Origin of the sequence: Novosphingobium sp. KACC 22771, from assembly GCF_028736195.1 — a bacterium.
Lineage (GTDB): Bacteria > Pseudomonadota > Alphaproteobacteria > Sphingomonadales > Sphingomonadaceae > Novosphingobium.
In genome coordinates this window covers 3,123,193-3,149,130 of record NZ_CP117881.1, presented here as the reverse complement: position 1 = coordinate 3,149,130, position 25,938 = coordinate 3,123,193, and the positions used below count along the sequence as shown (strand labels likewise).

Annotated in this window: 24 protein-coding genes and 1 tRNA gene; 18 read left to right on the top strand and 7 right to left on the bottom strand. The window is 65.2% G+C overall.

Annotation, left to right across the window (positions count from 1 at the left end; translation table 11 throughout):
* Nucleotides 1-5: 5 nt before the first annotated feature.
* From mraY to obgE, 18 genes are all read left to right on the top strand, one after another.
* The gene (mraY, locus tag PQ467_RS14460; protein ID WP_274174074.1) at nucleotides 6-1,079 is read left to right on the top strand and encodes a phospho-N-acetylmuramoyl-pentapeptide-transferase; all 1,074 of its coding nucleotides are present in this window, start codon (nucleotides 6-8) and stop codon (nucleotides 1,077-1,079) included.
* On the top strand, nucleotides 1,076-2,440 hold the full coding sequence (gene murD / locus PQ467_RS14455; RefSeq protein WP_274174073.1) for a UDP-N-acetylmuramoyl-L-alanine--D-glutamate ligase: 1,365 nt from the start codon (nucleotides 1,076-1,078) through the stop codon (nucleotides 2,438-2,440). Before mraY ends, murD begins: the two co-directional genes overlap by 4 nt.
* Entirely contained in the window at nucleotides 2,440-3,669 is a 1,230-nt protein-coding gene (locus tag PQ467_RS14450; protein ID WP_274174072.1) for an FtsW/RodA/SpoVE family cell cycle protein, read from the top strand. Before murD ends, PQ467_RS14450 begins: the two co-directional genes overlap by 1 nt.
* Nucleotides 3,666-4,847, top strand: coding sequence for an undecaprenyldiphospho-muramoylpentapeptide beta-N-acetylglucosaminyltransferase (murG, locus tag PQ467_RS14445; RefSeq protein ID WP_274174071.1), 1,182 nt, complete (start codon nucleotides 3,666-3,668; stop codon nucleotides 4,845-4,847). Before PQ467_RS14450 ends, murG begins: the two co-directional genes overlap by 4 nt.
* Before the next feature lie 106 nt (nucleotides 4,848-4,953).
* A complete protein-coding gene (gene murC, locus PQ467_RS14440; RefSeq protein WP_274174070.1) occupies nucleotides 4,954-6,363 on the top strand; it encodes a UDP-N-acetylmuramate--L-alanine ligase in 1,410 nt (469 codons plus the stop codon).
* Complete coding sequence (murB, locus tag PQ467_RS14435; RefSeq protein ID WP_274174069.1) at nucleotides 6,363-7,259, top strand: UDP-N-acetylmuramate dehydrogenase; 897 nt, start codon at nucleotides 6,363-6,365, stop codon at nucleotides 7,257-7,259. Before murC ends, murB begins: the two co-directional genes overlap by 1 nt.
* A 23-nt stretch (nucleotides 7,260-7,282) precedes the next feature.
* On the top strand, nucleotides 7,283-7,477 hold the full coding sequence (locus PQ467_RS14430) for a hypothetical protein (RefSeq protein ID WP_274174068.1): 195 nt from the start codon (nucleotides 7,283-7,285) through the stop codon (nucleotides 7,475-7,477).
* On the top strand, nucleotides 7,474-8,415 hold the full coding sequence (locus PQ467_RS14425; RefSeq protein WP_274174067.1) for a D-alanine--D-alanine ligase: 942 nt from the start codon (nucleotides 7,474-7,476) through the stop codon (nucleotides 8,413-8,415). The genes PQ467_RS14430 and PQ467_RS14425 overlap by 4 nt, the downstream gene beginning before the upstream one ends.
* A 3-nt stretch (nucleotides 8,416-8,418) precedes the next feature.
* Entirely contained in the window at nucleotides 8,419-9,765 is a 1,347-nt protein-coding gene (locus PQ467_RS14420) for a cell division protein FtsQ/DivIB (protein WP_274174066.1), read from the top strand.
* Nucleotides 9,765-11,051 carry a cell division protein FtsA gene (ftsA, locus tag PQ467_RS14415; RefSeq protein WP_274174065.1) on the top strand — a complete coding sequence of 429 codons (1,287 nt, stop codon included), beginning with the start codon at nucleotides 9,765-9,767 and terminating at the stop codon, nucleotides 11,049-11,051. The genes PQ467_RS14420 and ftsA overlap by 1 nt, the downstream gene beginning before the upstream one ends.
* A gap of 137 nt (nucleotides 11,052-11,188) precedes the next feature.
* Nucleotides 11,189-12,730, top strand: coding sequence for a cell division protein FtsZ (gene ftsZ, locus PQ467_RS14410; protein WP_274174064.1), 1,542 nt, complete (start codon nucleotides 11,189-11,191; stop codon nucleotides 12,728-12,730).
* A 50-nt stretch (nucleotides 12,731-12,780) separates the two neighbouring features.
* Nucleotides 12,781-14,733, top strand: coding sequence for an SPOR domain-containing protein (locus PQ467_RS14405; RefSeq protein ID WP_274174063.1), 1,953 nt, complete (start codon nucleotides 12,781-12,783; stop codon nucleotides 14,731-14,733).
* Nucleotides 14,734-14,954: 221 nt separating this feature from the next.
* Complete coding sequence (locus tag PQ467_RS14400; RefSeq protein WP_443193013.1) at nucleotides 14,955-15,461, top strand: YbjN domain-containing protein; 507 nt, start codon at nucleotides 14,955-14,957, stop codon at nucleotides 15,459-15,461.
* Nucleotides 15,462-15,463: 2 nt separating this feature from the next.
* Nucleotides 15,464-16,273, top strand: a complete 810-nt coding sequence (locus PQ467_RS14395) for a pyrroline-5-carboxylate reductase family protein (protein ID WP_274174061.1) — start codon at nucleotides 15,464-15,466, stop codon at nucleotides 16,271-16,273.
* Between the two features lie 379 nt (nucleotides 16,274-16,652).
* Nucleotides 16,653-17,396 carry a Bax inhibitor-1/YccA family protein gene (locus tag PQ467_RS14390; protein WP_274174060.1) on the top strand — a complete coding sequence of 248 codons (744 nt, stop codon included), beginning with the start codon at nucleotides 16,653-16,655 and terminating at the stop codon, nucleotides 17,394-17,396.
* Nucleotides 17,397-17,667: 271 nt separating this feature from the next.
* Nucleotides 17,668-18,237: a hypothetical protein gene (locus PQ467_RS14385; protein WP_274174059.1), complete on the top strand. Its 570-nt coding sequence runs from the start codon at nucleotides 17,668-17,670 to the stop codon at nucleotides 18,235-18,237.
* Between the two features lie 136 nt (nucleotides 18,238-18,373).
* A tRNA-Ala gene (locus PQ467_RS14380) sits at nucleotides 18,374-18,449 on the top strand.
* Between the two features lie 93 nt (nucleotides 18,450-18,542).
* Complete coding sequence (gene obgE, locus PQ467_RS14375) at nucleotides 18,543-19,619, top strand: GTPase ObgE (RefSeq protein ID WP_274174058.1); 1,077 nt, start codon at nucleotides 18,543-18,545, stop codon at nucleotides 19,617-19,619.
* Nucleotides 19,620-19,644: 25 nt separating this feature from the next.
* Here obgE and PQ467_RS14370 read toward each other — a convergent pair whose 3' ends face one another.
* From PQ467_RS14370 to cobA, 7 genes are all read right to left on the bottom strand, one after another.
* The gene (locus PQ467_RS14370; protein ID WP_274174057.1) at nucleotides 19,645-20,571 is read right to left on the bottom strand and encodes an NAD-dependent epimerase/dehydratase family protein; all 927 of its coding nucleotides are present in this window, start codon (nucleotides 20,569-20,571) and stop codon (nucleotides 19,645-19,647) included.
* Nucleotides 20,571-21,704: a glutamate 5-kinase gene (gene proB / locus PQ467_RS14365; protein ID WP_274174056.1), complete on the bottom strand. Its 1,134-nt coding sequence runs from the start codon at nucleotides 21,702-21,704 to the stop codon at nucleotides 20,571-20,573. Before proB ends, PQ467_RS14370 begins: the two co-directional genes overlap by 1 nt.
* Before the next feature lie 63 nt (nucleotides 21,705-21,767).
* The gene (locus tag PQ467_RS14360; RefSeq protein ID WP_274174055.1) at nucleotides 21,768-22,556 is read right to left on the bottom strand and encodes a phosphoadenylyl-sulfate reductase; all 789 of its coding nucleotides are present in this window, start codon (nucleotides 22,554-22,556) and stop codon (nucleotides 21,768-21,770) included.
* Between the two features lies 1 nt (nucleotide 22,557).
* Nucleotides 22,558-22,995, bottom strand: coding sequence for a DUF934 domain-containing protein (locus PQ467_RS14355; protein WP_274174054.1), 438 nt, complete (start codon nucleotides 22,993-22,995; stop codon nucleotides 22,558-22,560).
* Nucleotides 22,988-24,643 (bottom strand): nitrite/sulfite reductase, encoded by a 1,656-nt coding sequence (locus tag PQ467_RS14350; protein WP_274174053.1) that lies wholly within the window; start codon nucleotides 24,641-24,643, stop codon nucleotides 22,988-22,990. Before PQ467_RS14350 ends, PQ467_RS14355 begins: the two co-directional genes overlap by 8 nt.
* A complete protein-coding gene (locus PQ467_RS14345; RefSeq protein ID WP_274174052.1) occupies nucleotides 24,643-24,933 on the bottom strand; it encodes a DUF2849 domain-containing protein in 291 nt (96 codons plus the stop codon). Before PQ467_RS14345 ends, PQ467_RS14350 begins: the two co-directional genes overlap by 1 nt.
* On the bottom strand, nucleotides 24,930-25,730 hold the full coding sequence (gene cobA / locus PQ467_RS14340) for a uroporphyrinogen-III C-methyltransferase (RefSeq protein ID WP_274174051.1): 801 nt from the start codon (nucleotides 25,728-25,730) through the stop codon (nucleotides 24,930-24,932). Before cobA ends, PQ467_RS14345 begins: the two co-directional genes overlap by 4 nt.
* Between the last annotated feature and the right edge of the window lie 208 nt (nucleotides 25,731-25,938).

The window sequence follows — 25,938 nt, the reverse complement described above, 5'->3', positions numbered from 1 at the left end:
TCGCCATGCTCTATCTGCTTGCCCAATGGTTTCATTTTCCGGGTCTGGCCAACCTGATCCGCTATCAGACCTTTCGCGCGGGCGCGGCTCTGGCAACGGCGCTGCTGATCGGGCTGGTGATCGGGCCGCGCTTTATCGACATGCTGCGCATGAAGCAGGGCAAGGGCCAGCCGATCCGCGAGGACGGGCCCAAGACCCATCTGGCCAAGCGCGGCACGCCCACGATGGGCGGGTTGATGATCCTGATCGCGCTGATGGGTTCGGTGTTCCTGTGGATGGACCTGTCCAATCCGCTGGTCTGGGCGTGCATCGCGGTGACGGCGGGCTTTGGCCTGATCGGGTTTCTTGACGACTATGACAAGGTCAAGAAGCGTTCGACCGCGGGTGTTTCGAGCAAGGCGCGCCTGATCGGGGAATTCCTTGTCGCGGGCGTGGCCAGCTGGATCATGGTCGCCCATATCGGCAAGACCGATCTCTATCTGCCCTTTTTCAGCAAGGTCTATGTGCCGCTGGGGCCGATCTATTTCCTGTTTTCCGCCTTTGTCATCGTGGGCGCGGGCAATGCGGTCAATCTGACCGACGGTTTGGACGGTTTGGCAACGATGCCGGTGATCATCGCGGCGGGCACGTTTGCGATCATCGCCTATCTGGTGGGGCGCGTTGACTATGCCGGATATCTGGGCATTCCCCATGTGCCGCGCGCGGGCGATCTGGCGATTTTCTGCGCCGCGATCATGGGGGGCGGGTTGGCTTTCCTGTGGTTCAATGCGCCGCCTGCCGCCGTGTTCATGGGCGACACCGGGTCGTTGGCGCTGGGCGGGGCCTTGGGCGCGATTGCCGTGGCCAGCCATCACGAGATCGTGCTGGGCATCGTGGGCGGCCTGTTTGTGCTGGAGGCGGTGTCGGTGATCGTGCAGGTGTTCTGGTACAAGCGCACCGGCAAAAGGGTTTTCCGCATGGCGCCGATCCACCACCACTTTGAGCAGAAGGGCTGGGCCGAGCCCACCGTGGTGATCCGCTTCTGGATCGTGTCGATCGTGCTGGCGCTGATCGGCCTTTCGACGCTGAAGGTGCGATGATTACCGCGCCCGCCTCGACCGGGGCCTTTGCGGGCAAACGCTATGCCTTGCTGGGCCTGGCGCGCAGCGGGCAGGCGGCTTTGGCCTCGCTGTTGGCGGGCGGGGCGGCCGTGATGGCGTGGGACGCCAAGGAGGAGCCGCGCGCGGCCGCCGCCGCTGCTCATGCGACGGCGGTTGCCGAAGGGCGGTTGAGTTTTGCCGATCCGGTTGCGGCCGATCTCAAGGGCTATGACGGGGTTGTGGTTTCGCCCGGCGTGCCGATCAACCGCCATCCGATCGCGGACGCGGCCCGCGCGGGCGGGGCGCCGCTCATCTGCGACATCGAATTGTTTGCGCAATGCCGCGCATGGCTGCCCGCGCACAAGGTGGTGGGCATCACCGGCACCAATGGCAAATCGACCACCACCGCCCTGACGCGCCATCTGTTTGAAGTGGCGGGTGTGCCGGTGCTGATGGGGGGCAATATCGGCCTGCCGATTTTGGGGCAGGAGGCGCTCCCGTCTGGCGGTGTCTATGTCCTCGAACTGTCCTCCTATCAGATCGACCTGACGCAGAGCCTCGATTGCGAGGTGGCGATGTGCCTCAACCTCTCGCCTGACCATCTGGATCGCTACGAAGGCTATGCGGGCTATGTCGCCTCCAAGGCGCGTCTGTTCGGGATGCAGGCGATGGGCCATCTGGCGATCATCGATTATGCCGCCGAGATGGAGGATGACATCCTGCGTTTCGCGCCCGAGGCCCAGCCGTTCCAGTTCATCGACGGGGTGGACCTGCCCGGTTCGCAGGCCGACTGGCCGTCCTTGCAGGGCCCGCATAACCGCGCCAATGCGCAGGCCGCTGTGGCCGCCGCGCGGGCACTGGGGGTGGATGATGCCACGATTGAGGCGGGGCTGAAAAGCTTTGTCGGCCTGCCGCACCGCATGGAGCGGGTGGGGCAGGCGGGCGGCGTGCTGTTCATCAACGATTCCAAGGCCACCAACCCGGCCTCGACCGCGCCCGCGCTGGCGGCTTTTCCCCCCGTTGACGGGCATAAGCGCATTCACTGGATCTGCGGCGGATTGCCCAAGGGCGATGATCTGGACGAATGCGCGCCATGGTTCGGCAATATTGCCGCGGCCTATACAATTGGCGATGCGGGCCAGCGGTTTTCCGAAATTCTCGATCCCTACATGCCGGTCGCGCGCGCCGAAATGATGTGCGAGGCGATCCGTCTGGCGCGTGAGGCGGCAGGGCCGGGCGATGTCGTCCTGCTCTCGCCCGCCTGCGCCAGTTTTGACCAGTTTCGCGATTATGAAGCGCGCGGTGAGGCGTTTCGCCAGATTGTCGAGGTCTTGACGGCCCCAGAAGGTGGAGACGGTTGATGGCCACCCTGCCCCATGAAGATCCGGCCCGCTATGTTCCGGGCGCGCGCGGCGGTGCCAAGCAGCGCAAGACGCGGCGCACCGACTGGATCGTGTGGTGGCGCGAGATCGACCGGGTGCTGCTGGTGCTGGTGCTGGCGCTGATGGCGCTGGGCACGCTGGCGGTGGCGGCGGCCAGTCCGGCCAGCGCGCGGCGTCTCTCGACGGCCAAGGTCAAGCTGGATGATCTGCACTTCTTTGTTCAGCATATCCGCTGGCAATTGCTGGGGCTGGTGGCGATGCTGGCGGCCTCGCGGATGAACCGCGAGATGGCGCGGCGCTGCGGCATCGTGCTGGGCGTGGCGATGATGGTGGGGCTGATGCTGGTGCCGATTGTCGGCACAACCGTCAATGGCGCCAAGCGCTGGCTCAATCTGGGCATTTCGTTGCAGCCTTCGGAATTTTTGAAGCCCGCCTTTGCCATTACGCTGGCCTGGGTCATCTCGTGGCGGCTGCGCGATCCGCGCATGCCGGTGATGCTGATCTGCACCGGGATCATGGGTCTGGTGGGCGCGCTGTTGATGCTCCAGCCTGACTTTGGTTCGGCGGTGCTGTTTGCGGCGGTGTGGTTTGTGATGATGCTGATCGCGGGCCTGCCGGTGCGCTGGGTGATCGGCGTCATTGGCGGGGGCGTGGCGCTGATGGGCGCGACCTATGCCTTTTATGAAAACGGGCGTCACCGCATCGACGCGTTCCTTGGCGGCGGCACGGCCTTTGACCAGGTGGATCTGGCGCGCCACACGCTGGTCGCGGGCGGATGGACGGGCAGTGGTCTGTGGCTGGGCACCAAGAAGCTGGGCCTGCCCGAGGCGCACACCGACTATATTTTCTCGGTGATCGGCGAGGAATTCGGCCTGCTGATGTGCGCCTTGGTGGTGGTGCTCTATTTCGCGGTGGTTGCGCGGGTCTTGCTGCGGCTGTGGGATGAAGACGACCTGTTCACCGTGCTGGCGGCCAGCGGGCTGGTCGCGCAATTGGGCGGGCAGGCTTTCATCAACATCCTCGTCAATCTGCAACTTTTCCCGTCCAAGGGGATGACGCTGCCGCTGATCTCCTATGGCGGCTCCTCGACGCTGGCGCTGTGCCTCAATGTCGGGTTCCTGCTGGCCATCACGCGGCGCAACCCCTATCTGAAACGCGATCCCTTTGCTCCTAAAGGGCATCCTGCGATCCTGAGCCTGTTTAAATGACCCATCAGAACGAACCGAGAGTTTCGCGTCACTATGTGCTGGCCGCCGGGGGGACCGGGGGGCATCTGATCCCGGCCTTTGCGCTGGCGGCGGAATTGCACGCGCGCGGCCATCATGTGGCGCTGATTACGGATGAGCGCGGGGCGGCCATTCCGGGCAAGCCCGATTATCTGACCGCCCATGTGCTGCCCGCCGGGCGGCTGCAGGGCAAGAACCCGCTGCAATGGATCAGGGGCCTGCGTGCGATCTGGGCCGGGCGAGCGATGGCGCTGCGTCTGTTCGACAGCTTTGCGCCTGCCTGCGTGATCGGCTTTGGCGGCTATCCGGCGCTGCCCGCGCTGCTGGCGGCCACATCGGCGGGCATTCCGGCGGTGATCCATGAACAGAATGCGGTGCTGGGGCGGGTCAACCGCTTCCTTGCGGGCCGGGTTCAGGCGATTGCCACGGCTTGCCCCGAAGTGGACCGGCTGGACGCCAGATATGCCGACAAGGTGGCGCTGGTGGGCAATCCGGTGCGCGAGGAAGTGCTGGAGCTGCGCGATCAACCCTTCCCGGCCTTTGGCGAGGACGGCTTGCTGCGCGTGCTGGTGACGGGCGGGTCGCAAGGGGCGCGGGTGCTCTCCGAGGTGGTGCCTGACGGTTTGGCGATGCTGCCGACGGCGCTGCGTACGCGGCTTCAGGTGATCCAGCAATGCCGCCCGGAGGATATTGACGCGGTGCGCGAACGCTATCGCGGCCATGACATTCCCGCCGACCTTGCCACCTATTTCGAGAATATGGCCGAACGTCTGGCCGATGCGCATCTGTTTATCGGGCGCGCCGGGGCCAGCACGATTGCCGAGCTGACGGCGGTGGGGCGCCCGGCGATCCTCATCCCGCTGCCCATTGCCACCGATGACCATCAGGCCGCCAACACGCGCGAGATGGTGGCCGCTGGCGGGGCGCGTTCGATCCGGCAGGACAAGTTCACCGCCGTCGAATTGGCCAAGCAGATTCAGGCGATTGCCAAGAGCCCCGAGGCGCTGGCCAATGCCGCTCATGCGGCGTGGAATTGCGGGCGGCCGCATGCCGCGACCGATCTGGCCGATCTGGTCGAAGGATTTGGGCAGGCCCCCTTGATGGATGTGATCCGCGTGGGGCACGCGGCCGAAACGGGTTTCAAGGAGCAGATTGCGTGAAGGGTCCCTGTCGGCAGGCCCTGTCACGCGTCATTTGGGTTGGCGCAGGAATGGCGAATACAATGAACCGGTCGGTTTTGAACATGCGTTGGAAGGGCCTGTCGCAATGAAGGGCGTCGCGACAGATATTGGTACGATTCACTTTGTCGGCATCGGCGGCATCGGCATGTCGGGCATTGCCGAGGTGATGGCCAATCTGGGCTATAGTGTGCAAGGCTCGGACATTGCCGAAAGCTATGTGGTCGAAGGGCTTCGGCGGCGCGGGATCAAGGTGATGATCGGCCACGCGGCGGAAAACGTCGGCGATGCGGCGGTGGTCGTCACCTCCACGGCGGTCAAGCGCGAAAACCCCGAAGTGGTGGCCGCGCTTGAGGCGCGCATTCCGGTGGTGCGCCGCGCGGAAATGCTGGCCGAACTGATGCGCTTGAAAAGCACCGTGGCGATTGCGGGCACGCATGGCAAGACGACGACCACCTCGATGGTGGCGGCGCTGCTCGATGCGGGCGGGGTGGACCCCACGGTCATCAACGGCGGGATCATCAATTCCTATGGTTCGAATGCGCGTCTGGGCGCGAGCGACTGGATGGTGGTGGAGGCTGACGAGAGCGACGGTTCGTTCCTGCGGCTGGACGGCACGATTGCGGTCGTCACCAACATCGACCCGGAGCATCTCGACCATTACGGTTCGTTTGACCGGGTGAAGTCGAGCTTTGTCGAGTTTATTGAAAACGTGCCTTTTTATGGCGCGGCGGTGCTGTGCATCGACCATCCGGTGGTGCAGGCGATTATCCCCAAGGTGCGCGACCGCCGGGTCATCACCTATGGCTTTTCCGCCCAGGCCGATGTGCGCGGCGAGAGCGTGACCCCCTATCCGGGCGGCAATCGCTTTACCGCCGTGCTGCGCCAGCGCGACGGCAGCTTCCGCCGGATCGAGGGCATCGAATTGCCGATGCCGGGGCGCCACAATGTCCAGAACGCGCTGGCCGCTGTGGCGGTGGCGGTGGAAATGGGCGTGTCGGAGGAGATCATCCGCACCGGTTTCGCCAAATTCGGCGGGGTCAAGCGGCGCTTTACCAAGGTGGGTGAAGTGGATGGCGTGACCATCATCGACGACTATGGCCACCATCCGGTCGAAATCCGCGCCGTGCTGGCGGCGGCTCGTGAAGGGGTGCAGAACCGGGTGATCGCCGTGGTCCAGCCGCATCGCTTCACGCGCCTGCGCGATCATATGGATGATTTTGCCGCCGCGTTTAACGATGCCGATATTGTCTATGCCGCGCCGGTCTATCCGGCGGGCGAGGCGCCGATCGAGGGCGTTGATTCGGCCGCGCTGGTGGCCGGGATCAAGGATCGCGGGCATCGCAGCGCGCATCTCATCGCCGGGGCCGAACCCCTTGCGCTGGCGCTGGCCGCGCAGGTGCAGCCGGGCGATATGGTCGTGTGCCTTGGCGCGGGCGATATCACCAAATGGGCGGCGGGCCTTGCCGATGCGATTGCCAAGGTTAAGGCGCTCTGATGTTTTCCGAGGTCGGCCAGATCAAGGTTTCCGGCAAGCTGACGGCCAATGCGCCGTTGGCCCCCTTGGTGTGGTTCAAAAGCGGCGGCTGTGCGCAATGGCTGTTCGAGCCCAAGGATACTGACGACCTGCGGGCCTTTCTGGCGCAATTGCCGCCCTCTGTGCCAGTGATGGCGCTGGGCTTGGGGTCTAACCTGATCGTGCGCGATGGCGGGGTGCCGGGCGTGGTGATTCGGTTGGGCAAGGCCTTTGCGCGGGTAGCAGAGGTTGCGCCGCTGACGCTGGAATGCGGCGGCGGGGCCAGCGGAATCCTTGTGTCCAGCACCGCGCGCGATTGCGGGATTGCGGGGCTTGAGTTTCTGCGCAGCATCCCCGGCACCGTGGGCGGCTTTGTCCGCATGAACGGCGGTGCCTATGGGCGCGAGGTCAAGGATATCCTCGTCGATTGCGACGTGGTGATCCGCAGCGGCGAGATCGTGACCCTGCCGGTGAGCGAGCTTGGCTATACCTATCGCCATTCCGATCTGGTCGATGGCTGCATCGTGGTGGCGGCGCGGTTTCGCGGTGTGCCGGGCGAGGCGCAGGCCATTCAGGCCGAAATGGACCGCATCAGCGCATCGCGCGAGGCAAGCCAACCCCTGCGCAGCAAGACCGGGGGCAGCACGTTCAAGAACCCCGATGGCGCGCGCGCATGGGAACTGGTCGATAAAGCCGGTTGCCGAGGGCTGACGCTGGGCGGGGCGCAGGTGTCGGAAAAGCACACCAATTTCCTGATCAACACCGGCGAGGCTACCAGCGCGGACATCGAAGCGCTGGGTGAGGAAGTGCGGCGCCGGGTTTTGGAACAGTCGGGCGTCAGCCTGGAATGGGAAATCAAGCGGATTGGCGAGCCGTGATCATACGCCTATGGATTCGCTTCATGGGGCTGTGTCTTCTGGTACTGGTTCTGTGGGGCAGTCTTTGGGCGGGGTTTGAGAATTTCAATGTTGCAAAGTCAGTGGGGCGCTCAGATTGGCTGCCTGCCTTTGCTTATGTTCTTGTCAACTTTGCGCTTGTCGCTTTGGCATTCTGGATGCTGCGCGGCGGGCCAAAATTAATTCGGGAAAAGAAGTGAGCATCCCCAAACTTCATGTCGCGGTCCTGATGGGCGGCTGGTCGTCGGAACGCCCCGTCTCGCTGATGAGCGGCGAGGGTGTGGCCAAGGCGTTGGAAGCGCGCGGGCATCGCGTGACGCGGGTGGATATGGGCCGCGATGTGGCGCAGGTTCTGTCCGCCGCCGCGCCCGATGTGGTGTTCAACGCGCTTCACGGCACGCCGGGCGAGGATGGCACGGTGCAGGGGATGATGGACCTGCTGGGGCTGACCTATACCCATTCGGGGCTGACCACTTCGGCGATTGCGATTGACAAGGAATTGACCAAGCAGTTCCTCGTGCCGCATGGCATTCCGATGCCGGGCGGGCGGATTGTGAAATCCAGCGAATTGTATGAGGCCGATCCCCTGCCGCGCCCCTATGTGCTGAAACCCGCCGCCGAGGGCAGCAGCGTGGGCGTAGCCATCGTCACGACCGAGGGCAATTACGGCAATCCGATTGCGCGCGATGTCGAAGGGCCGTGGCAGCATTTCGACGAGTTGATGGCAGAGCCCTTCATTCGCGGGCTGGAGCTGACGACGGCGGTGATGGGCAATCGCGCGCTGTGCGTGACCGAATTGAAGCCCAAGACCGGCTTTTATGATTTCGACGCCAAATATACCGATGGCTTGACCGAGCACGTCTGCCCCGCGCAGATCCCTGATGAAATCGCGGAAAAGTGCAAGGAACTGGCGCTGCGCGCGCATCAGATCCTTGGCTGCAAGGGCACCAGCCGCAGCGATTTCCGCTGGGACGATGAGAAGGGGCTGGACGGTCTCTATCTGCTCGAAATCAACACCCAGCCGGGGATGACGCCGCTCTCCCTCGTGCCCGAACAGGCGCGCTATCTGGGCATGGATTACGAAACCCTGGTGGAAGCGATTATTGAAGAAGCCCTGAAGGACGCCGGAAAGCTTTAACCCATGAGCCAGACCATCCGCCGGGGCGGCGCCAGCGCCCGCAAGGTGGCCGCCAAGGCCCAATCCGCCCGCAAGGTGGAGGCCGCCCGCGCGCGCACCGGATCGCTGATGGATCAGGTGATGGCGATGCTGCCCATTTCCGAGGCGCAGCTTCACAAGATCTTCCTCGTGCTGATTCTGGCTGCGGCGGGGGTTCTGCTCTGGGTGGTGGCGGGGCTGGCGGGCGTGCCTTCGCTGGCCGAACAGCGTGCGGCGAGCCTTGCCACGCAGGCCGGGTTTGCGGTGCGCCGGGTGGAAATCCACGGCGTCAAGAAGCTGAACGAACAGAAGGTCTACGAACGCGTGCTGGGCCAGCAGGGGCGCCAGTCGATGACGCGGATCGACCTTGAGGCCATCCGCCAGGATCTGATGACGCTGAGCTGGGTCGAGGATGCGCGGATTTCGCGGCAATTGCCCGACACGCTGATCGTCGACATCACCGAACGCAAGGCGCAGGCGGTGCTCAAGCAGCATAATGAGGACGGCAGCGACAGTTTCGTGCTGATCGATGCCACCGGCCATGAATTGCAGGGCATCAGCCAGACGCGCATCGGCGGCCTGCTGGTGCTGGCGGGCGCAGGGGCCGAGGGGCAGATGGCGGCGCTCGAAAGCCTGCTGGAGGCCGCGCCCGCGCTGCGCGGTCAGGTGGCCGAGGCCGAATGGGTCGGCCATCGCCGCTGGAACCTGACCTTCAAGAGCGGCCAGACGCTGGCCTTGCCCGAGGGCGTGGACGCGGGGGCCAAGGCGCTGCAGGCCTTTGCGCGGATGGATGGCACGAATCAGTTGATCGGGGGCCGCGTGCTGGCCTTTGACATGCGCACAGGCGACCGGATGTATATGCGGCTGCGCGGGGATGTGGATCCGGCCAATCCGGGCGCCTCGCTGGCCACGGGCGGCGCGCCGGTGGCGGCAGGGGCGCTGGCGGCGGCGGTGGCGACCAAGGCGGCGGCCAGCAAGGCGGTGGCGACCAAGGCTGAAGCGCCCAGGGAAGCCCCCAAGGAGGCGGCCAAACCCGTCGCAAAGCCTGCGGCCAAGGCCGAGCCCAAGGCGTTGCTTCACAAGGAAGCCGCCAAACCGGCGGCCCATGCGTCCAGCAAGCCTGCGACCAAACCGGCGACCCATGCACCCGGCAAACCGGCCGCCAAGGACACGCACAAGGATCCGGTCAAAGCGGTGCTGAAAGCGGCGGCAAAACCGGCGGCGCATAAGGAGCCGGTGAAAACGGCCCATAAGGAAACGGCCAAAACGCCCGCCAAGCCAGCAGCCAAAACCACCGCCAAGCCGCATGCCAAGACCGGGGAGAGGCACTGATGCCCGCCCCGCGCATCGCCCGCGTGTTTGGCGCGGTCAATATCGGCTCCTTCCGCATTTCCGCCTTGATCGCGGGGCGGGCGGAAAACGGCGACCTGATGGTGCTGGGCAGCGCGCATCGCGCGGCGCAGGGGGTGAAACGCGGCTATGTCGTCGATATGCCCGCGGCCACCTATGCCGTGCGCGACGCCATCGAGCGGGCCGAGAAAATGGCCAATACCAGCGTTTCGGGCGTCTGGGTCGGCTGTTCGGGCGCGGGTCTGGCCAGCAGAATCGCCCATGTCGAAAACGAGATCGGCGGGCGGCGGATCGAGGCGGATGATATCCAGACCTTGCTGATCGGCGCGCGCGAGGTGATCCAGCCCGAGGGACGGATGGTGCTGCATGCCAGCCCGGCGCATTACACGCTGGACGGCGCGCATGGCGTGACCAACCCCAAGGGGCTGCATGCCGAGCGGCTGGGCGTGGATATTCATGTGATGCTGGCCGATGGCGCGCCGGTGCGCAATCTGACGGAATCGGTGCAGAACGCGCATCTCGATGTCGAGGCGGTGGTGGCCAGCCCGATGGCGACCGCGCTGGCCTGTCTGTCGCAGGAAGAGCGCGAACTGGGCGTGGCCTTGGTCGAATTCGGCGGCGAGGTGACGACGGTTTCGGTCCATATCGCGGGCATGCTGCTGGAATTGCGCACGATTCCGATGGGTTCGGGCGATATTACCGATGCCATCGCGGGCGCGCTGGGCATCCGCCGGTTTCAGGCCGAGCGTTTGAAATGCGTCAACGGTTCGGCCATCGCCAGCCCCGCCGACCATCGCGAGATGATCCCCGTCCATGGTCCGGGCGAGGAATTCACCGGCCAACTGGCGCGCCATGCCGATGAGAAAAATCGCATCCCGCGCGCCGAACTCATCAGCATCATCACCGCCCAGCTTTCGACATTGATGGATGAGATTTCCAAGGTTTTGAAGCAGATGGGCTTTTCCGGAGTAAAGGGCGCGCAGGTGGTCTTTACCGGCGGCGGGGCCGAACTGGCGGGGCTGGCCGATTTTGCGCAAGGCGCGCTGGGGCGGCCGGTGCGTATCGGGCGGCCCACCAGCGGCCTGATCAAGGGCCTGCCCGAGGCCCATGCCACGCCCGGTTTTTCCACGCTGGCGGGCCTTGCACTCTATGCCGCTTCCGACCCGCAGGACATCCGCACCATCGGCCCTTCACGCGGCGGGCGGGGCGCCGGGGCGGGCATGGGCGTGCTGACCCGGTTTTTCCACGCGATGCGCGACTATTTCTGATAGGATGACGCCGCAAAACGTCGCAGTTCTGTGGACAAATGGCGCAAACGCTTTGCTTCGCGGCTTGGATATGTGCAATTTCGGAGGATACGGTGCCGATCCTTTCAATTGGATTGCGCACCCGGCAGGAGAAGGCAATGAGCATCAATATTGGCCCGGCCACCGTTGAGGAACTGCGTCCCCGGATCACGGTGATCGGGGTCGGCGGCGCCGGTGGCAACGCCATCGCCAACATGATCCGCGCCGAGATCGAGGGTGTGGACTTTGTGGTGGCCAACACCGACGCTCAGGCGTTGAACAATTCCATCGCCGAGCATCGCATCCAGTTGGGCCCCGACATCACGCAGGGCCTTGGCGCCGGTTCGCGCCCCGAAGTGGGCCGCGCGGCGGCTGAGGAAACGCTGGCCGAGATCGACCGTCTGCTGGACGGCGTGCATATGGTGTTCATCGCGGCGGGCATGGGCGGCGGCACCGGCACCGGCGCGGCCCCCGTGATCGCCGAGGCGGCGCGCAAGAAGGGCGTGCTGACCGTGGGCGTGGTGACCAAGCCGTTCCTGTTTGAAGGCACGCGCCGGATGCGCAGCGCCGAAAGCGGTATCGAAGAGCTGCAAAAGCATGTCGATACGCTGATCGTCATTCCCAACCAGAACCTGTTCCTGGTGGCCAAGGCGGAAACGACCTTCAAGGAAGCGTTCCAGCTGGCCGATGAAGTGTTGCAGCAGGGCGTGCGCTCGATCACCGATCTGATGGTGATGCCGGGCCTGATCAACCTCGACTTTGCCGACGTGCGTTCGGTGATGGCCGAAATGGGCAAGGCGATGATGGGCACAGGCGAGGGCGAAGGCCCGAACCGCGCGTTGGAAGCCGCCGAGAAGGCGATCGCCAACCCGCTGCTCGACGGCGTGTCGATGCAGGGCGCGAAGGGCGTGATCATCTCGATCATCGGCGGCGACGATATGAAGCTGCTCGAAGTGGACGAAGCGGCGAACCACATTCGCGAACTGGTCGATCCCAACGCCAACATCATCTGGGGCAGCGCGTTCAACCCCGATCTTCAGGGCAAGATCCGCGTCTCGGTGGTGGCCACCGGCATCGAACAGACCGCGACTCAGGCCGAGGAAGCCTCGCGCCCGTTCAGCCTTCAGGCCGCGCGCGGCCCGGCCCGGCCCGGTTTCGCCCCGCAGGCGGTTCCGGTTCAGGTGCAGCCCGCCCCCGTGGCGCAGGCCCCGGCGCAGCCTGCCGCCTATTCGCCGCCCGCACAGCCTGCGGTGTTTACCCCGATGGCGCCCGCCCCGGCGGCCGCGCCTGCCGAACCGGCGAATTTCTCGCCGCTGGTGCAGGAGCCGGTGTCCTTTGCTCCCGCGCCTGCGCAGGAGCCGCTCGATCTGGGCGCGCTGGGCAATATGGTTGATCCGGCCCAGGCTCCGGCCGCACCCAAACGCGACGAATTGCTGCTCGATGCAAGCCGTCTGGTCGATGAGGACGAGGCCCCCGCCACGCGCCGCCGTCAGATCGTGCCCGAGGCGCCCGCACCGGCCCCGGCGCCGCGTTCGGCGGGCACGCTGTTCGAGCGGATGGCAAACCTGTCGGCCCGCCGCCGCGATGACAATGAGGATGGCGGCGATGAGGGCGGATCGATCAACATTCCGCGCTTTCTTGGGCGTCAGAACAACCAGTGATGAAAGGGACCGGGCGGGCCTTGTCTGCCCGGTTGATAGGGCGCGGCGAGATGAGCGCAGTTTGGCCTGAACCGCGAAAGCTGCGGGCGGGATTGGCGTGTGTTCTGCTCGCCGGGGCCTCGGTGCTGACTGTGCCGGGTGCATGGGCGCAGGACGCGACCGGAACCCCCGTCGTTCAGGGCGAGGGCATGGACGCCAACCGCGCGATGTCGGCGGCGCTGGCCCGGTTGGGCCGTAATCCGCGCGATGTCGAGGCTTTGCTCCAGGCGGGAGAATCGGCGCTGGCGCTGGGTGATACGCAGGCGGCCATTGGTTTCCTCAGCCGCGCTGATCGGCTGCAACCCTATCAGCCGCGCGTGATGGCCAGCCTTGGTTCGGCCCGGTTGCGCATGCAGGATCCGGTGACCGCCATCGGCCTGTTTGAGGATGCGGCCAAGGCCGGGACGCTGACCGGCGAGCAGATTGCCGATCGCGGGCTGGCCTATGATCTGGTGTCCGACAATGTGACCGCGCAGCGCTATTACCGCGAGGCGTTGGCCGCAGGCGCGGGGGATGAGGCGGCGCGGCGTCTGGCGCTGAGCCTTGCCATCATGGGCGACCGGCGGGCGGTCGAAACCGTGCTGGCGCCCTTGCTGCAAAAGCAGGATCGCGGCGCATGGCGCATTCGGGCCTTTGCCTTTGCGATCATGGGGCGCGAGGAAGAGGCGGTGGCGATCACCAATTCGACCATGCCGCCCGATATGGCCAGCGCCTTGGCGCCCTATCTGCGCTATATGCGCAAGCTGACCCCGGCGCAGCAGGCGGCGGCGGCCAATCTGGGCTTTTTCCCGCAACCTTCGCAGATCGGGCAGGAAAATGCCCGCATCGCCGATTACATCGCCAGCCAGCATCTCAAGCGCCCCAGCTTTGCCGGACAGGCCGCGGTGGATCAGGGGCTGGTTCCGGCCGGTGAGCCTTTGGGCACGCGTCTGGCGCAGGCCGAGGCCGCGCCCAAGGCGGGGGGCAAGTCGGCCTCGCGCCGGGGCAATGAGGAATTGCCGCCGCGCGGCGAGCCTGCGCCGCCCGAACCCAAGCCTTCGCGGGTGGACACGCCCGCCGCGCCGGTCGAACTGGCCGCCGCCACGCCCGCGCTGCGTCCGGTTGTGCGCCCCGTCGCGCGCGAGGTGGAAACCCGCGCCGCCGCGCCTTTGGCCAGCACGCCGGCGGCAGTGACCAATTTCGATCTCTCGCGCAGCGCCGCCCGTGCGCCGCAGGTGGCAACCGTGGATGGCGATCTGGACCCCGCGCCGCGCCCGGCGGTGGCGGTGATGGAGCGAGCGCCCCAACCCGTTTCACAGCCGGTCGTGCAGCCTGTGGCTTCGGCGCCCACCATTCAGGCAACCAGTCGTCCGGCACCTGCGCCGGTCAAGTCCGCCTTGGTCAAGGCGCCTAATCCCTCGGGCAAGGCGCCGGGCAAGAAGCCCAGCTTTGCCGAATTGTTTGAGGATTTCGGCAAGGCGTCGACCGCGCCCACACCCGCCAGCGGCGCGGTGGATATTCGCAAGATCCAGCCTGCGCACAGCGCGCCCGCCCCGGCGCCGACCCCCGCCGCCACGCCGACCCCCGCGCCGGTGGTGCTGACCGCCAAGGAGAAGGCGGCGGAGAAGGTGCGGGACAAGAAGCTGGCCGAAAAGACCGAGAAGGTGGAAAAAGCCAGGGAGACCGAAAAGGTCAAAGAGGTGGCGGTGCCGCAGCATCCCAGCCGCATCTGGGTTCAGATCGCGGCGGGGCGCGACAATGAGCGCATCCTTTATGACTGGCGCAAGATGCAGCGCACCGAGGGCGAATTGTTTAAAGGCCAAAAGCCATCGGTTTCCGATTGGGGGCGCACCAATCGCGTTCTGGTCGGGCCGTTTGATACCGAGGCGGCGGCCAAGGCGTTTAATGAAAAGGCCCATAAAGCCGGTCATGAAGGCAGTTTTGTCTGGATCAGCCCGGCCGGCCAGGTGGTGGATTCTCTGTAATGGGGATGGCGCCTGTTCCAAATCGGGTCGGACAAAAGCCCTTTTCCACAAGCTGTAAACAGGCTTATGGAGTTATGCGCAGGGCTTGATCGAAACGCGGCTTGTGCTTGGGGCGCAGAGTGTCCCATGCAAGTTGCGTATCACTAGGCCTCCCGCGCTCCTTGTCTGATGCTGGGATCTGGGGCGCGCCGCATCGGGTTCTTGAGACTGGAATGAGCATGATGAGGACTGGCGAGGGCGATTTGGGGCGGCATGAGGATTGCGCGCCGGTCGAGATGCTCGGGCAATTGTTCGAGGCGCGCGGGTGGAACTATGAATTCGTCGGCGACGATGAACTCACCGGCGAGGTTCAGGGCAGTTGGGCCACCTATCAGTTGCGCGCGGTGTGGCGGGCCGAGGACAATGTTCTGCAATTGCTCTGTCTGCCCGACATCCGCGTGCCCGATGACAAGCGTCCTGCGATGTTCGAGGTGCTGGGCCTGATCAACGAACAGCTCTGGCTGGGCCATTTCGATATCTGGTCGAACAACACGATGCTGCTTTATCGCCACGGCCTGCTGCTGGGCGATGATGGACTGCTCAGCCTGTCTCAGGCGCAGATGCTGGTCGAGGTGGCGGTCGAGGAATGCGACCGGTTCTATCCGGCGTTTCAATTCATCCTGTGGGGCGACAAAAGCCCGGCGGACGCTTTGGCCAGCGCGCTGGTCGATGCGGCGGGGGAGGCTTGATCATGTGGCCTGCCAATGTGCTCTTCATCGGCTGCGGCAATATGGGCGGGGCGATGCTGGCCGGTTGGCTGCGCGGCGGCGTGGAAGCCGAGCGTTTCACCATTTACGACCCGTTTCTGGCGGCTGCGCCCGAGGGCGTTGAACTGCTGCGTGAATTGCCGGAGGGGCGGGTGTTTGACCTGCTGATTCTGGGCGTGAAGCCGCAGATGCTCGATGGCGTGGCGGGCGCGCTGACGGCGCTGGCCGGGCGCGATACGGTGGTGCTTTCGATGCTGGCGGGCGTGGAAATGGCCAGCCTGTCGCTGCGTTTTCCCGATGCGCGGGGGATCGTGCGGGTGATGCCGAACCTGTCGGCGGCGCTGGGCAAATCGCCGATGGGCGTGGCGGCGATGGGGTTGGATCATGAGGCGCGCGAATGCGTGATGGCCTGGCTGGCGCCGCTGGGGACGCCCGAATGGGTGGATGAGAGCCTGTTTGACGCGGTGACGGCGCTGGCCGGTTCCGGTCCGGCCTATGTCTATCGGTTTATCGACGCGCTGGCGCAGGGCGGGGCGGCCTTGGGGCTGGATCCCGAACAATCGCTGCGTCTCGCCTTGGCGACGGTCGATGGGGCGGCGGCTTTGGCGTCGGCATCGGACGTGGGGCCGGGCGAACTGGCGCGGCGGGTGTCCTCGCCGGGCGGGTCGACGCTGGCGGGCCTGTCGGTGCTGGATGCCGGGGATGCGCTGGGCGCGCTGGTGCTGGGCACGCTGACGGCGGCGCGGGACCGGAATGTGGAATTGGGCGCGATGGCGCGCGCGGGTGGTAAGTAAGGTTTGAATGCGAGGGTCTCGACCCTCGCGCTCCCGTTACTGTCTGCGTTGTGTTTCGGGTTCGGCGTTGAGTGCCGGACGCGAGGTTGAAATCGAAAGCCTGCGGCGCAATTAAATGGCGCCGCAGGCTTTTAATCCCTCCAAACACACCCTTGTAACCACCCACCACCCCAAAATTGGGATTGCAAAGGGACGAGTCCCTTTGCCCGCCGGAGGTATACATGCTTCGGTGTCATGACAAATTTTACATTTTTTGCCCCAGAGCAACACTTTGATACCAATTTTACCCCACACCCGGCTTGAAAGCCGCGCGCGGAGGGGCGATATTCCCTCTATGCGCCGCAGGTTTTGCTGATCGGCGCTTTATGGAGTGAATGACATGGCCATCTGGAATGACCCCCAGCCCACTCAGACGGGCTTTGGCGCGTCTTCGAGGATGAATGCTGGGTATGTTGACGCAGCCACCCTCGATACGGGCCTGCGTAAATATATGCTGTCGATTTACAATTACATGGCTTCGGCCGTGATGCTTTCGGGCATCGTCGCGCTGTTGTTCGTGCAGAGCGGTCTGGCCGCGCAGGTGTTTGTGACGCCGCTGCGCTGGCTGATCGTGCTGGCGCCGCTGGGCTTTGTCTTCGCGATGAGCGCGGGCATGAACCGGATGCAGAGCAGCACGCTTAAAGTCTGTTTCTGGGGCTTTGCCGTGGCGATGGGTCTGTCGATGTCGTCGATTTTCCTGGTTTACACCGGTCCTTCGATCGCGCTGACCTTCTTTGCCACCGCCGGTTCTTTCGCGGGTCTCAGCCTGGTGGGTTACACCACCAAGAAGAACCTGTCGGGCATGGGCAGCTTCCTGATCATGGGTCTGTTCGGCCTGATCATCGCCTCGCTGATCTCGATGTTCTTCAACATTCCGGGCATGGGCTTTGCGATCTCGGTGCTGGGCGTGCTGATCTTTGCCGGTCTGACCGCCTATGACACCCAGCAGCTCAAGCAGAGCTATGTGCAGGTTGCGGGTACGCCCTATGCTGAGCGCGTGGCGATCATGGGCGCGCTGACGCTGTATCTCGACTTTATCAACATGTTCCAGTTCCTGCTCAGCTTTCTGGGCGACCGCCGCTAAGGCTGATCGCATTCCGGCCTGAGTATTGGGCGAATTACCGTGCCCGGGGAGCCATTTGGCGCCTCGGGCATTTTCTTTGTGTCCCGTATCGGTTAAACGTTGCGCGCTTTGCGCCGCGCTATGGGACGTGGTGTATGAAATGAGGTGGCAGGTGAATCGTATCCGGTTGGCATTGATGGGTTTGGGTCTCGCCGTTCTTGGGGCCTGCGCGGCGCCGCCCCCGCCGCCTCCGCCTCCGCCCCCTCCGCCTCCGCCGCCGCCCAAGGTGGTCGTGATCCCGCCCCGGCCCAAGGCGCCGCTGGGCGCGGCAGGCAATGTGGCGATCCCGTCGATCGGCGCGGATGGCGTGCGGCACACGATTCTGGTCGATTCGGTCGATGCGCAATTGGTGTGGAATTTGCGCGCGGCCTATAATGTCGCCGCGCTCAACTGCAACGGCCCGGCCTATGGCGAGATCGTCGACCACTACCGCGCCTTCCTGAAAAGCCATGCCAAGCCGCTGGCCCGCGCCAATGCGGGCGTGGATGCGACCTTCAAGGCCAAATATGGCCCCAAGAACTATGTGCGCACCCGCGAGACCTATATGACGCAGGTCTACAATTACTTCGCCTATCCGCCCACGCTGACGCATTTCTGCGATGCCGCGCTGGTGATGAGCCGCGAGAGCGCGTCCATCAAGGCCGCCGACCTGCCCGATTTTTCCAAGCGCAGCTTTGCCGCCTTTGCGCAGGTCTATGAAAACTTCTACCGCGCCTATGAGGCCTATCGCGTCGAACTGGCCGAATGGGAGGCCAAGTATGGCACCCCCGGCGCGGCGGCCCAGCCCGCGGGCACCCAGTAAGGCAGGTGAGGTAAGGGGAATGACGCGGCCGCCGGAAATTTTCATCGGGCGCGAAATTCCCCCTTCCCACCCTGCGCTCCATTCGCTAAGGGGTCGCCTCCCAAGGGGAAAATCTCCAAGGGGGTTGCACTGGAACGGGGCCGTAGCTCAGCTGGGAGAGCGCGTCGTTCGCAATGACGAGGTCAGGGGTTCGATCCCCCTCGGCTCCACCAAGTGCAAAGCGAAAAAGCGATTGGGCCGTCGGCACGATGCCAGACGGCCCTTTTCGCATTGATATTTGATGTTTTTACGCCGGAACCCTGCCCATGCATTTTCTCGACCAGGCCAAGATCTTCGTCCGCTCAGGCAGCGGTGGTGGCGGTGCGGTCAGCTTTCGCCGCGAAAAGTATGAGGAATATGGCGGCCCCAACGGCGGCAATGGCGGCAAGGGCGGCGACATCATTTTCGAGGCGGTGCCCGGCCTCAACACGCTGATCGACTTTCGCTATACCCAGCATTTCAAGGCCCAGCGCGGCGGCGGCGGCGCGGGCAGCAACCGCACCGGCGCGGGCGGCGAGGATCTGGTCATCAAGGTGCCGGTGGGCACCCAGATCCTCGATGATGACCGCGAGACGGTGCTGCTGGACATGACCGTGGCGGGCCAGCGCGAGGTGTTTCTGCGCGGCGGCGACGGCGGGCGGGGCAATGCTTCGTACAAATCCTCGACCAACCGCGCCCCGCGTCAGCATGGTCCGGGTTGGCCGGGCGAGGAAATGTATGTCTGGCTGCGGCTGAAGCTGCTGGCCGATGTCGGCCTGCTGGGCCTGCCCAATGCGGGCAAATCGACCTTTATCAATCAGGTGTCGAACACCAAGGCCAAGGTCGGCGCTTATGCGTTCACCACGCTGCGCCCGCAATTGGGCGTGGTGCGCCACAAGAACCGTGAATTCGTGCTGGCCGATATTCCCGGCCTGATCGCGGGCGCGGCCGATGGCGCGGGGATTGGCGACCGTTTTCTCGGCCATATCGAGCGTTGCCGCGTGCTGATCCATCTGATCGATATTGCCGGGGTGGACAAGGACGGCAAGCCGGTCGAGCCGGTCGAGGCGATGGAAATCGTCGAGGGCGAGCTGGAGGCCTATGGCGCGGGTCTGGACGAGAAGGCGCGTCTGGTCGTGCTGAACAAGATTGATCAGGCCGATGACGAACTGGTGGCCGCCTATCGCCAGGAATTGCTGGAAGCCGGGGCGGACGAGGTTTTCGCGATGTCCGGCCTGACCGGCGCGGGGATCGACAGGCTGCTCGACGCGGTCATCGGCTATCTGCCCGCCGCCACCATCACCGAGCGCCCCGTGGGCGAGCAGGAAGAGGCCGACGAAAAGCCCTGGTCGCCTCTGGGTTGACCAGATTATTCCGAAGGCTGGCGGTTTAGAGCCAGCCTTCGCGGCGATACCATTCCGCCGTGCCCGTCAGGCCCCCGCGCGTTTCGATCAGCGGGCGCCACAGATCGGCGGGCGGCGCGGCCTCGGGGCTGACCACCCAGTCGGGATGGGTCATATACCCCACGCGATCAGGCGTCAGTTTGGCCTTTGCGCCGCGCAACATCCCGTCGATCCGCGCGCCCAACCGCAAAAAGCCCGGCCCCAGCGGAAGGATCCAAGGTCGCTTGCCCAGCGCCGCACCGATGGCCCGGCCCATGTCGATATGGCTCCATCCGCCCGGCACGCCGTCGTCCGGCTCAAACGTATGGCCATTGACCGCCATGCCGCCGGGGATCAGCGTCAGCAGCAGGCGCGCCAGATCCTCGACATGGATCATGCTGGCGCGGCCCCCGGCGGGGACAGGCACCACGCCCCACTTGGCCGCGCGGAACAATTCGAACATTTCCGCATCGCGCGGGCCGTAAACGGCGGGCGGGCGGATGATTGTCCAGTCCAACCCGCTGGCCTTGACCAGCATTTCGGCCCGCGCCTTGCTGGCGCCATAGGCCGACAATTCGGGTTCGCGCGCGGAAAGCGAGGAGACGAAGATGAAGCGCGGCACGCCCGCGGCGCGCGCGGCCTCGATCATGTTCATCGTGCCGATCACATTGGCGCGCTCGAATTCCTGCGGGTCGGCGGCGTTGACGAGGCCCGCGACATGGATCACCGCCTCGGTTTCACGCACCAGATCGTCTAGGGCGCTGCGGGTGGACAAGTCGCCCGCCACCCATGATACATGGTCCTGCGGGGGCTGGGCGCGCCGCGCCAGCGCATGGACCGAAATCCCGCGCGAACGCGCCAGTTCCAGCACCATCCGCCCGACAAAACCCGTGCCGCCGGTCAGCGCGACCAGCGCCCGATCCTTGCGCACCATCAGACCATCACCAACTGATCGCGGTGGACCACGGCGGGGCGGGGGGCATAGCCGAGGATTTCGGCGTGATCGGCCGATTGGCGGCCCATCAGCGCGGCGCATTCGCCCGCATCATATTGCACCAGCCCATGCGCCAGCACCGCACCCGCGCCATCGCGGATCGCCACCGCATCGCCGCGCGTGAAGGCGCCCTCGACCGCAACGATCCCGGCGGCCAGCAGGCTGGCCCCGCCGCGCAGGGCTTTGACCGCGCCGGCATCGACCGTCAGCGAGCCTTTGAGCCGCAGCCGCCCGCCCAGCCACGCCTTGCGCGCAGGCTTGCGAGAGCGGGGGAGGAACAGCGTGCCCACGCCTTGCGCCATGATCCGGCGCAGCGGGCTTTCCACCGTGCCATTGCCGATGACCAGCGCGATGCCTGCCATTTCGGCGATTTCCACCGCCTGCAATTTGGAAATCATGCCGCCCGAGCCCATGCCGCTGCCCGAAACGGGGCTGGCCATGGCGCGGATTTCCGGCGTGATGCCTTTGACGAGGGGGAGCAATTGTGCGCCCGGCTCCTTGGGGTGGCGGTCATACAGGCCGTCAATGTCTGACAGCAGCAGCACCGCATCGGCGCGCGCGGCCTGCGCCACGCGGGCGGCAAGGCGGTCATTGTCGCCAAAGCGGATTTCCTGTGTGGCGACCGAATCGTTTTCGTTGATGACCGGCACCGCGCCCGCGTCCAGCAGGCGGGTGAGCGTCGCCGTGGCGTTGAGATAGCGGCGGCGATCCTCCAGATCCTCCAGCGTCAGCAGCAGTTGCGCCGCCGTCAGCCCATGCGCGCCCAGCAGTTCAGCCCACAGGCCCGACAGCGCGATCTGGCCCACGGCGGCGGCGGCCTGCGCATCGGCAAGGCTGCCGCGCCCGCCCTTTTCCAGCCCCAGCCGCCGCGCGCCCAGCGCAATCGCGCCCGAGGACACCACGATGACATCCTGGCCCCGCGCCTTGGCCGCCGCGATTTCCGTCACCAGCGCGGTTAGCCAATCGCGTCGCGCGCCTGCATTATCAACCAACAGGGACGAACCCACCTTGAGCACAAGGCGAGGGGTCAGTGTGGGATCGGCAAGGTCGGAGAGCTGGGCTATACGTGACATGGCGCCAGCGGATAGGGCAAAGCGGGCGGGGGGACAAGGCCCCGCCGCCCGCCATTGGTCCGGTTAAAACGCCGGTTCATACCCCGGCGGCAGGTCGCTGATATTGCTGGCCGCACCCTCGACATGGATGCCGCATTCGGTCTTGTCCCAGCCGCGCCAGCGGCCCGAGCGCGGGTCTTCGCCCGGCGCGACCTTGCTGGTGCAGGGCATGCAGCCGATGGAGGGATAGCCCTGCGTCACCAGAGGGTGGCGGGGCAGGTCATGCTCGTCCATATAGGCGGCCAGACGGCCTGCGTTCCAGTCGATCAGCGGGTTGATCTTGAGTCGCCCGGCCGCATCGGTCGTGTCGAGTTCAAAGATCGGCAGGCCCGCACGGGTTTCGGCCTGAAACCCTTTGCGGCCCGTGACCGAGGCGTCAAACTGGCTCAAGGCCTTGGCCAGCGGGATCACCTTGCGGATTTCGCAGCAGCCGTCCGGGTCATAGGACCAGCGCAGGCCCGCCTCGTCCTTCTTGGCCAAAACCTCGGCATCGGGCGTCAGGTTGATGACGCCCGTCAGCCCCAGATGCGCGATCAGCGTGTCGCGATAGGTCAGCGTTTCGGGGAAATGCTTGCCGGTTTCGAGGAACAGCACCGGGGCATCGGGCGCGATGCCCGACACCAGATGGAGTAGCACCGCGCTTTCCGCGCCAAAGCTGGAGACGAGCGCGACGCGGCCCGCCACGCCCTCGACCAGCACCGCGCGAAGCACGTCCGCCGTGCTGGCATCGGCATAGCGGGCGTTGAGAGCGGCAACGTCTTCGGCGGTGAAGGCCGCCGAAGTGTCGATGCGGTCGATGGGGCGGGCGGCCATGTTACAGACCGTGCCGAAGGGCCCAGATGGGCTTGCGGCCATCGACCACGGTGGCCTGATAGACCTGCGGCCAGACCTTGAGCGCGGCATCGGCCTGGGCCAGATCGAGCGGGGTGTTGGGCGCGATGGCGTCAAAACCGCAGCGGTGCAGGTGGCTGAGCATATCAACGCCAATGTCGCCGCTGGCGCGCAATTCGCCGGTATAGCCCGCCTCGCGCAGAATGCGGGCCGAGGAGAAGCCGCGCCCGTCGGTGAAGGCGGGGAAGGTGACCTCGACCAGCGAGAGGCGATCGAGATGGGGCAGGAGCGCGCGTGCGTCCTCGCCGGGCTGGATCACCACGGCGGTGGCGTTGGTGTTGGCCGCGAAATCGGCCAAAGCGACGGCGGGGGCGCTGACCGCCTCTTCGCCATCGCGGAACAGGAACTGGACGTCAGCCATAGATCGCTTCCTTGAACGGGTTCATGCCGATGCGGCGATAGGTGTCGAGGAAGCGTTCCTCGCCTTCCTTGTTGGCCAGATAGACCTGCGTGGCCTTTTCGACCGCGCCCACGATGCCGTCTTCGTCAAAGCCGGGGCCGACGATCTTGCCAAGCGACGTGTCCGCGCCTTCGCAGCCGCCGAGCAGGAGCTGGTAATTTTCCAGACCCTTGCGATCCACACCCAGAATGCCGATGTGGCCCGCATGGTGGTGGCCGCAGGCGTTGATGCAGCCCGAGATCTTCAGCTTGAGCTCACCGATTTCCTCGGCCTTGTCGGCCATGCGTTCGGCGATCTTCTGCGCGACGGGGATCGAGCGGGCATTGGCCAGCGTGCAATAATCAAGGCCGGGACAGGCGATGATATCGGTGATCTTGTCGAGGTTGGCTTCGGCCAGTTCGGCGGCGACCAGCTTTTCCCAGACCGTGAACAGGTCGGCTTTGCGCACATGGGGCAGGACGATGTTCTGGGTGTGGGTCACGCGCAGCTCGTCAAAGCTGTAGGTCTTGGCCAGGTCTGCCATCACGCGGATCTGTTCGCCCGTGGCGTCGCCCGGAATGCCCGCTTCCTTGGTGCCGTCGGCCAGAGTCTTCACCGGCTTGAGGCTGATGTTGACGATGGCATAGCCCGGCGTCTTGTGCGCGGCGGTGTTGTTCTTGACCCAGGCGGCAAAAGCCGGGTTCGACAGGTCGAGATCGTCCGACAGGCCGGTTTCATAGGCCGGATCGGCGAAAAAGCTCTTGATGCGCTCCAGTTCGGCCAGCGGCGGCTCGATGGCCAGCGTTTGCAGGTGGGCAAACTCTTCCTCGACCTGGCGGCGATATTCATCAACGCCCAACTCGTGGACGAGGATCTTGATGCGCGCCTTGTACTTGTTGTCGCGGCGGCCATAGCGGTTGTAAACGCGCAGGCACGCCTCGGAATAGGTGATCAGTTCATTGAGCGGCACGAAGGCCTTGACCAGCGGCGCGATGAAGGGGGTGCGGCCCATGCCGCCGCCCACGTAAAACGCGGCGCCGATTTCGCCTGCCTCGTTCTTCACGATCTGGATGCCGATGTCGTGCAGGCGCATGGCCGCGCGGTCGGTGTCCGACGCGATCACGCAGATCTTGAACTTGCGCGGCAGGGCGAGGAATTCCGGGTGGAAACTCGACCACTGGCGCAGCAGTTCGGCATAGGGGCGCGGGTCGATCAGTTCGTCCGCCGCGGCGCCGGCATACTGGTCGGCGCTGATATTGCGGATGCAATTGCCGCTGGTCTGGATCGCGTGCATTTCCACGCCGGCCAGATCGGCCAGCAGGTCGGGCGTTTCTTCCAGCTTGATCCAGTTGTACTGGATGTTCTGGCGCGTGGTGAAGTGGCCATAGCCGCGGTCATACTTGTCCGCGATATCGCCCAGCATCTTCATCTGCGCGCCCGAGAGCGTGCCATAAGGAATGGCCACGCGCAGCATATAGGCGTGAAGCTGGAGATAGAGGCCGTTCTGCAGACGCAGCGGACGGAACTTCTCCTCGCTCAGCGTGCCTTCGATGCGGCGGCGGGTCTGGTCGCGGAATTCGGCGACGCGGGCATCCACCATCGCCTGATCATAATGGTCGTACAGATACATCAGAGCACCTTGTCGGGGGTCGCGGTGGGGTCGAGGCTGAGATCAAGGCGGACCGTGGGGCCCAATGCGCGGATGCGCTCCTTGATATGAGCGGGGCGAATGCCGTCGGCGGTCTGTTCCGCATCAATGACATAGGCGCCGTTGACGCGGCGGGCGGCTTCCTCGGCGGCGATCACGGCGGCGGCTTCATCGCCCATATCCACCGCATCATTGACATGAAGCGACCAAGCCGCCCCATTCCACCAGGTCACCGCCCCGGATTTCAGGTCATTGCCCGTGATAATCTTCACTTCATAGCCTCCAGCGCCATCTGGCGTATTTCGGACGGGGCGCGTGCGGTCACGGCGCCGATGATGATAAGGGCAGGGCTTTGCACCCTTTCGCGCGCCACCAGATCGGCCAGAGCCGCCAGTGGAGAACGCAGCACGCGCATATCGGGTCGCGTGGCATTTTCAACCACCGCTATCGGTGTTTGCGGACATAATCCGTCGGCAATCAGCTTTTCCGCGATTTTTTCGGCGGTGGCCAGGCCCATATAGATGACCAGCGTGCGCCCGACGCCCGCAAGGCCTGCCCAGTTCTGATCGCTCAGCCCCTTGCACTGGCCTGAGACAAAGCTGACCACGCTGGCCGCATCGCGATGCGTCAGGGGCAGCAGCGCCGCGGCGCCCGCGCCCACGGCCGCCGAAATGCCGGGCACGACCTCAACCGGGACGCCCGCCGCGATGCAGGCCTCGGCCTCTTCGCCGCCGCGCCCGAAAATGAACGGATCGCCGCCCTTCAAACGCAGCACATCGCCCCCGGCCAGCGCCTCGCGCACCAGCAGGGCGTTGATCTCGTCCTGCGGCATCGAATGGCGGCTGCGGCGCTTGGCCACGCTGATCAGGCGCGCGCCCGCGGGCGCCATGGCCAGAATGCGCGGATCGACCAGACCATCATGCACGACCAGTCGCGCCGACATGATCAGCCGCGCCGCGCGCAGCGTCAGCAGGTCCGGATCGCCCGGCCCCGCGCCGACCAGCCATACCTTGCCCGTGCCCGTGCCCGTGGACGCATCGCAGGGGGATGAAGAGGGGGTTTGATTCATGGTCGCCCCCATGGGCCCATGCGCGCAAGGTGGAAAGGGAGAATGGCTTTGACCGGGGGAAGGGAAACTTTTGCCCCGCATGCAGCGGCCAGCCGGCGCCATTGGGTTCACAATGGACCCTACGGAAATTGCGTAAAGGGCGCGATGAAGTAAATTAATGATAAACAATTAGCTTTTGTTCACAAAAGACTTTTTGGGGCAAGGCAGG

Bases quoted from the DNA above. Each gene is read 5' to 3' on its own strand.
- ftsZ (WP_274174064.1), top strand. From the start codon at position 11,189: ATGAGCATCAATATTGGCCCGGCCACCGTTGAGGAACTGCGTCCCCGG.
- obgE (WP_274174058.1), top strand. From the start codon at position 18,543: ATGCATTTTCTCGACCAGGCCAAGATCTTCGTCCGCTCAGGCAGCGGT.
- murG (WP_274174071.1), top strand. From the start codon at position 3,666: ATGACCCATCAGAACGAACCGAGAGTTTCGCGTCACTATGTGCTGGCC.
- PQ467_RS14400 (WP_443193013.1), top strand. From the start codon at position 14,955: ATGAGGACTGGCGAGGGCGATTTGGGGCGGCATGAGGATTGCGCGCCG.
- PQ467_RS14370 (WP_274174057.1), bottom strand. From the start codon at position 20,571: ATGGTGCGCAAGGATCGGGCGCTGGTCGCGCTGACCGGCGGCACGGGT.
- murC (WP_274174070.1), top strand. From the start codon at position 4,954: ATGAAGGGCGTCGCGACAGATATTGGTACGATTCACTTTGTCGGCATC.
- PQ467_RS14360 (WP_274174055.1), bottom strand. From the start codon at position 22,556: ATGGCCGCCCGCCCCATCGACCGCATCGACACTTCGGCGGCCTTCACC.
- murD (WP_274174073.1), top strand. From the start codon at position 1,076: ATGATTACCGCGCCCGCCTCGACCGGGGCCTTTGCGGGCAAACGCTAT.
- PQ467_RS14395 (WP_274174061.1), top strand. From the start codon at position 15,464: ATGTGGCCTGCCAATGTGCTCTTCATCGGCTGCGGCAATATGGGCGGG.
- PQ467_RS14355 (WP_274174054.1), bottom strand. From the start codon at position 22,995: ATGGCTGACGTCCAGTTCCTGTTCCGCGATGGCGAAGAGGCGGTCAGC.
- PQ467_RS14450 (WP_274174072.1), top strand. From the start codon at position 2,440: ATGGCCACCCTGCCCCATGAAGATCCGGCCCGCTATGTTCCGGGCGCG.
- PQ467_RS14430 (WP_274174068.1), top strand. From the start codon at position 7,283: ATGGGGCTGTGTCTTCTGGTACTGGTTCTGTGGGGCAGTCTTTGGGCG.
- murB (WP_274174069.1), top strand. From the start codon at position 6,363: ATGTTTTCCGAGGTCGGCCAGATCAAGGTTTCCGGCAAGCTGACGGCC.
- PQ467_RS14405 (WP_274174063.1), top strand. From the start codon at position 12,781: ATGAGCGCAGTTTGGCCTGAACCGCGAAAGCTGCGGGCGGGATTGGCG.
- ftsA (WP_274174065.1), top strand. From the start codon at position 9,765: ATGCCCGCCCCGCGCATCGCCCGCGTGTTTGGCGCGGTCAATATCGGC.
- PQ467_RS14350 (WP_274174053.1), bottom strand. From the start codon at position 24,643: ATGTATCTGTACGACCATTATGATCAGGCGATGGTGGATGCCCGCGTC.
- proB (WP_274174056.1), bottom strand. From the start codon at position 21,704: ATGTCACGTATAGCCCAGCTCTCCGACCTTGCCGATCCCACACTGACC.
- cobA (WP_274174051.1), bottom strand. From the start codon at position 25,730: ATGAATCAAACCCCCTCTTCATCCCCCTGCGATGCGTCCACGGGCACG.
- mraY (WP_274174074.1), top strand. From the start codon at position 6: ATGCTCTATCTGCTTGCCCAATGGTTTCATTTTCCGGGTCTGGCCAAC.
- PQ467_RS14420 (WP_274174066.1), top strand. From the start codon at position 8,419: ATGAGCCAGACCATCCGCCGGGGCGGCGCCAGCGCCCGCAAGGTGGCC.
- PQ467_RS14390 (WP_274174060.1), top strand. From the start codon at position 16,653: ATGGCCATCTGGAATGACCCCCAGCCCACTCAGACGGGCTTTGGCGCG.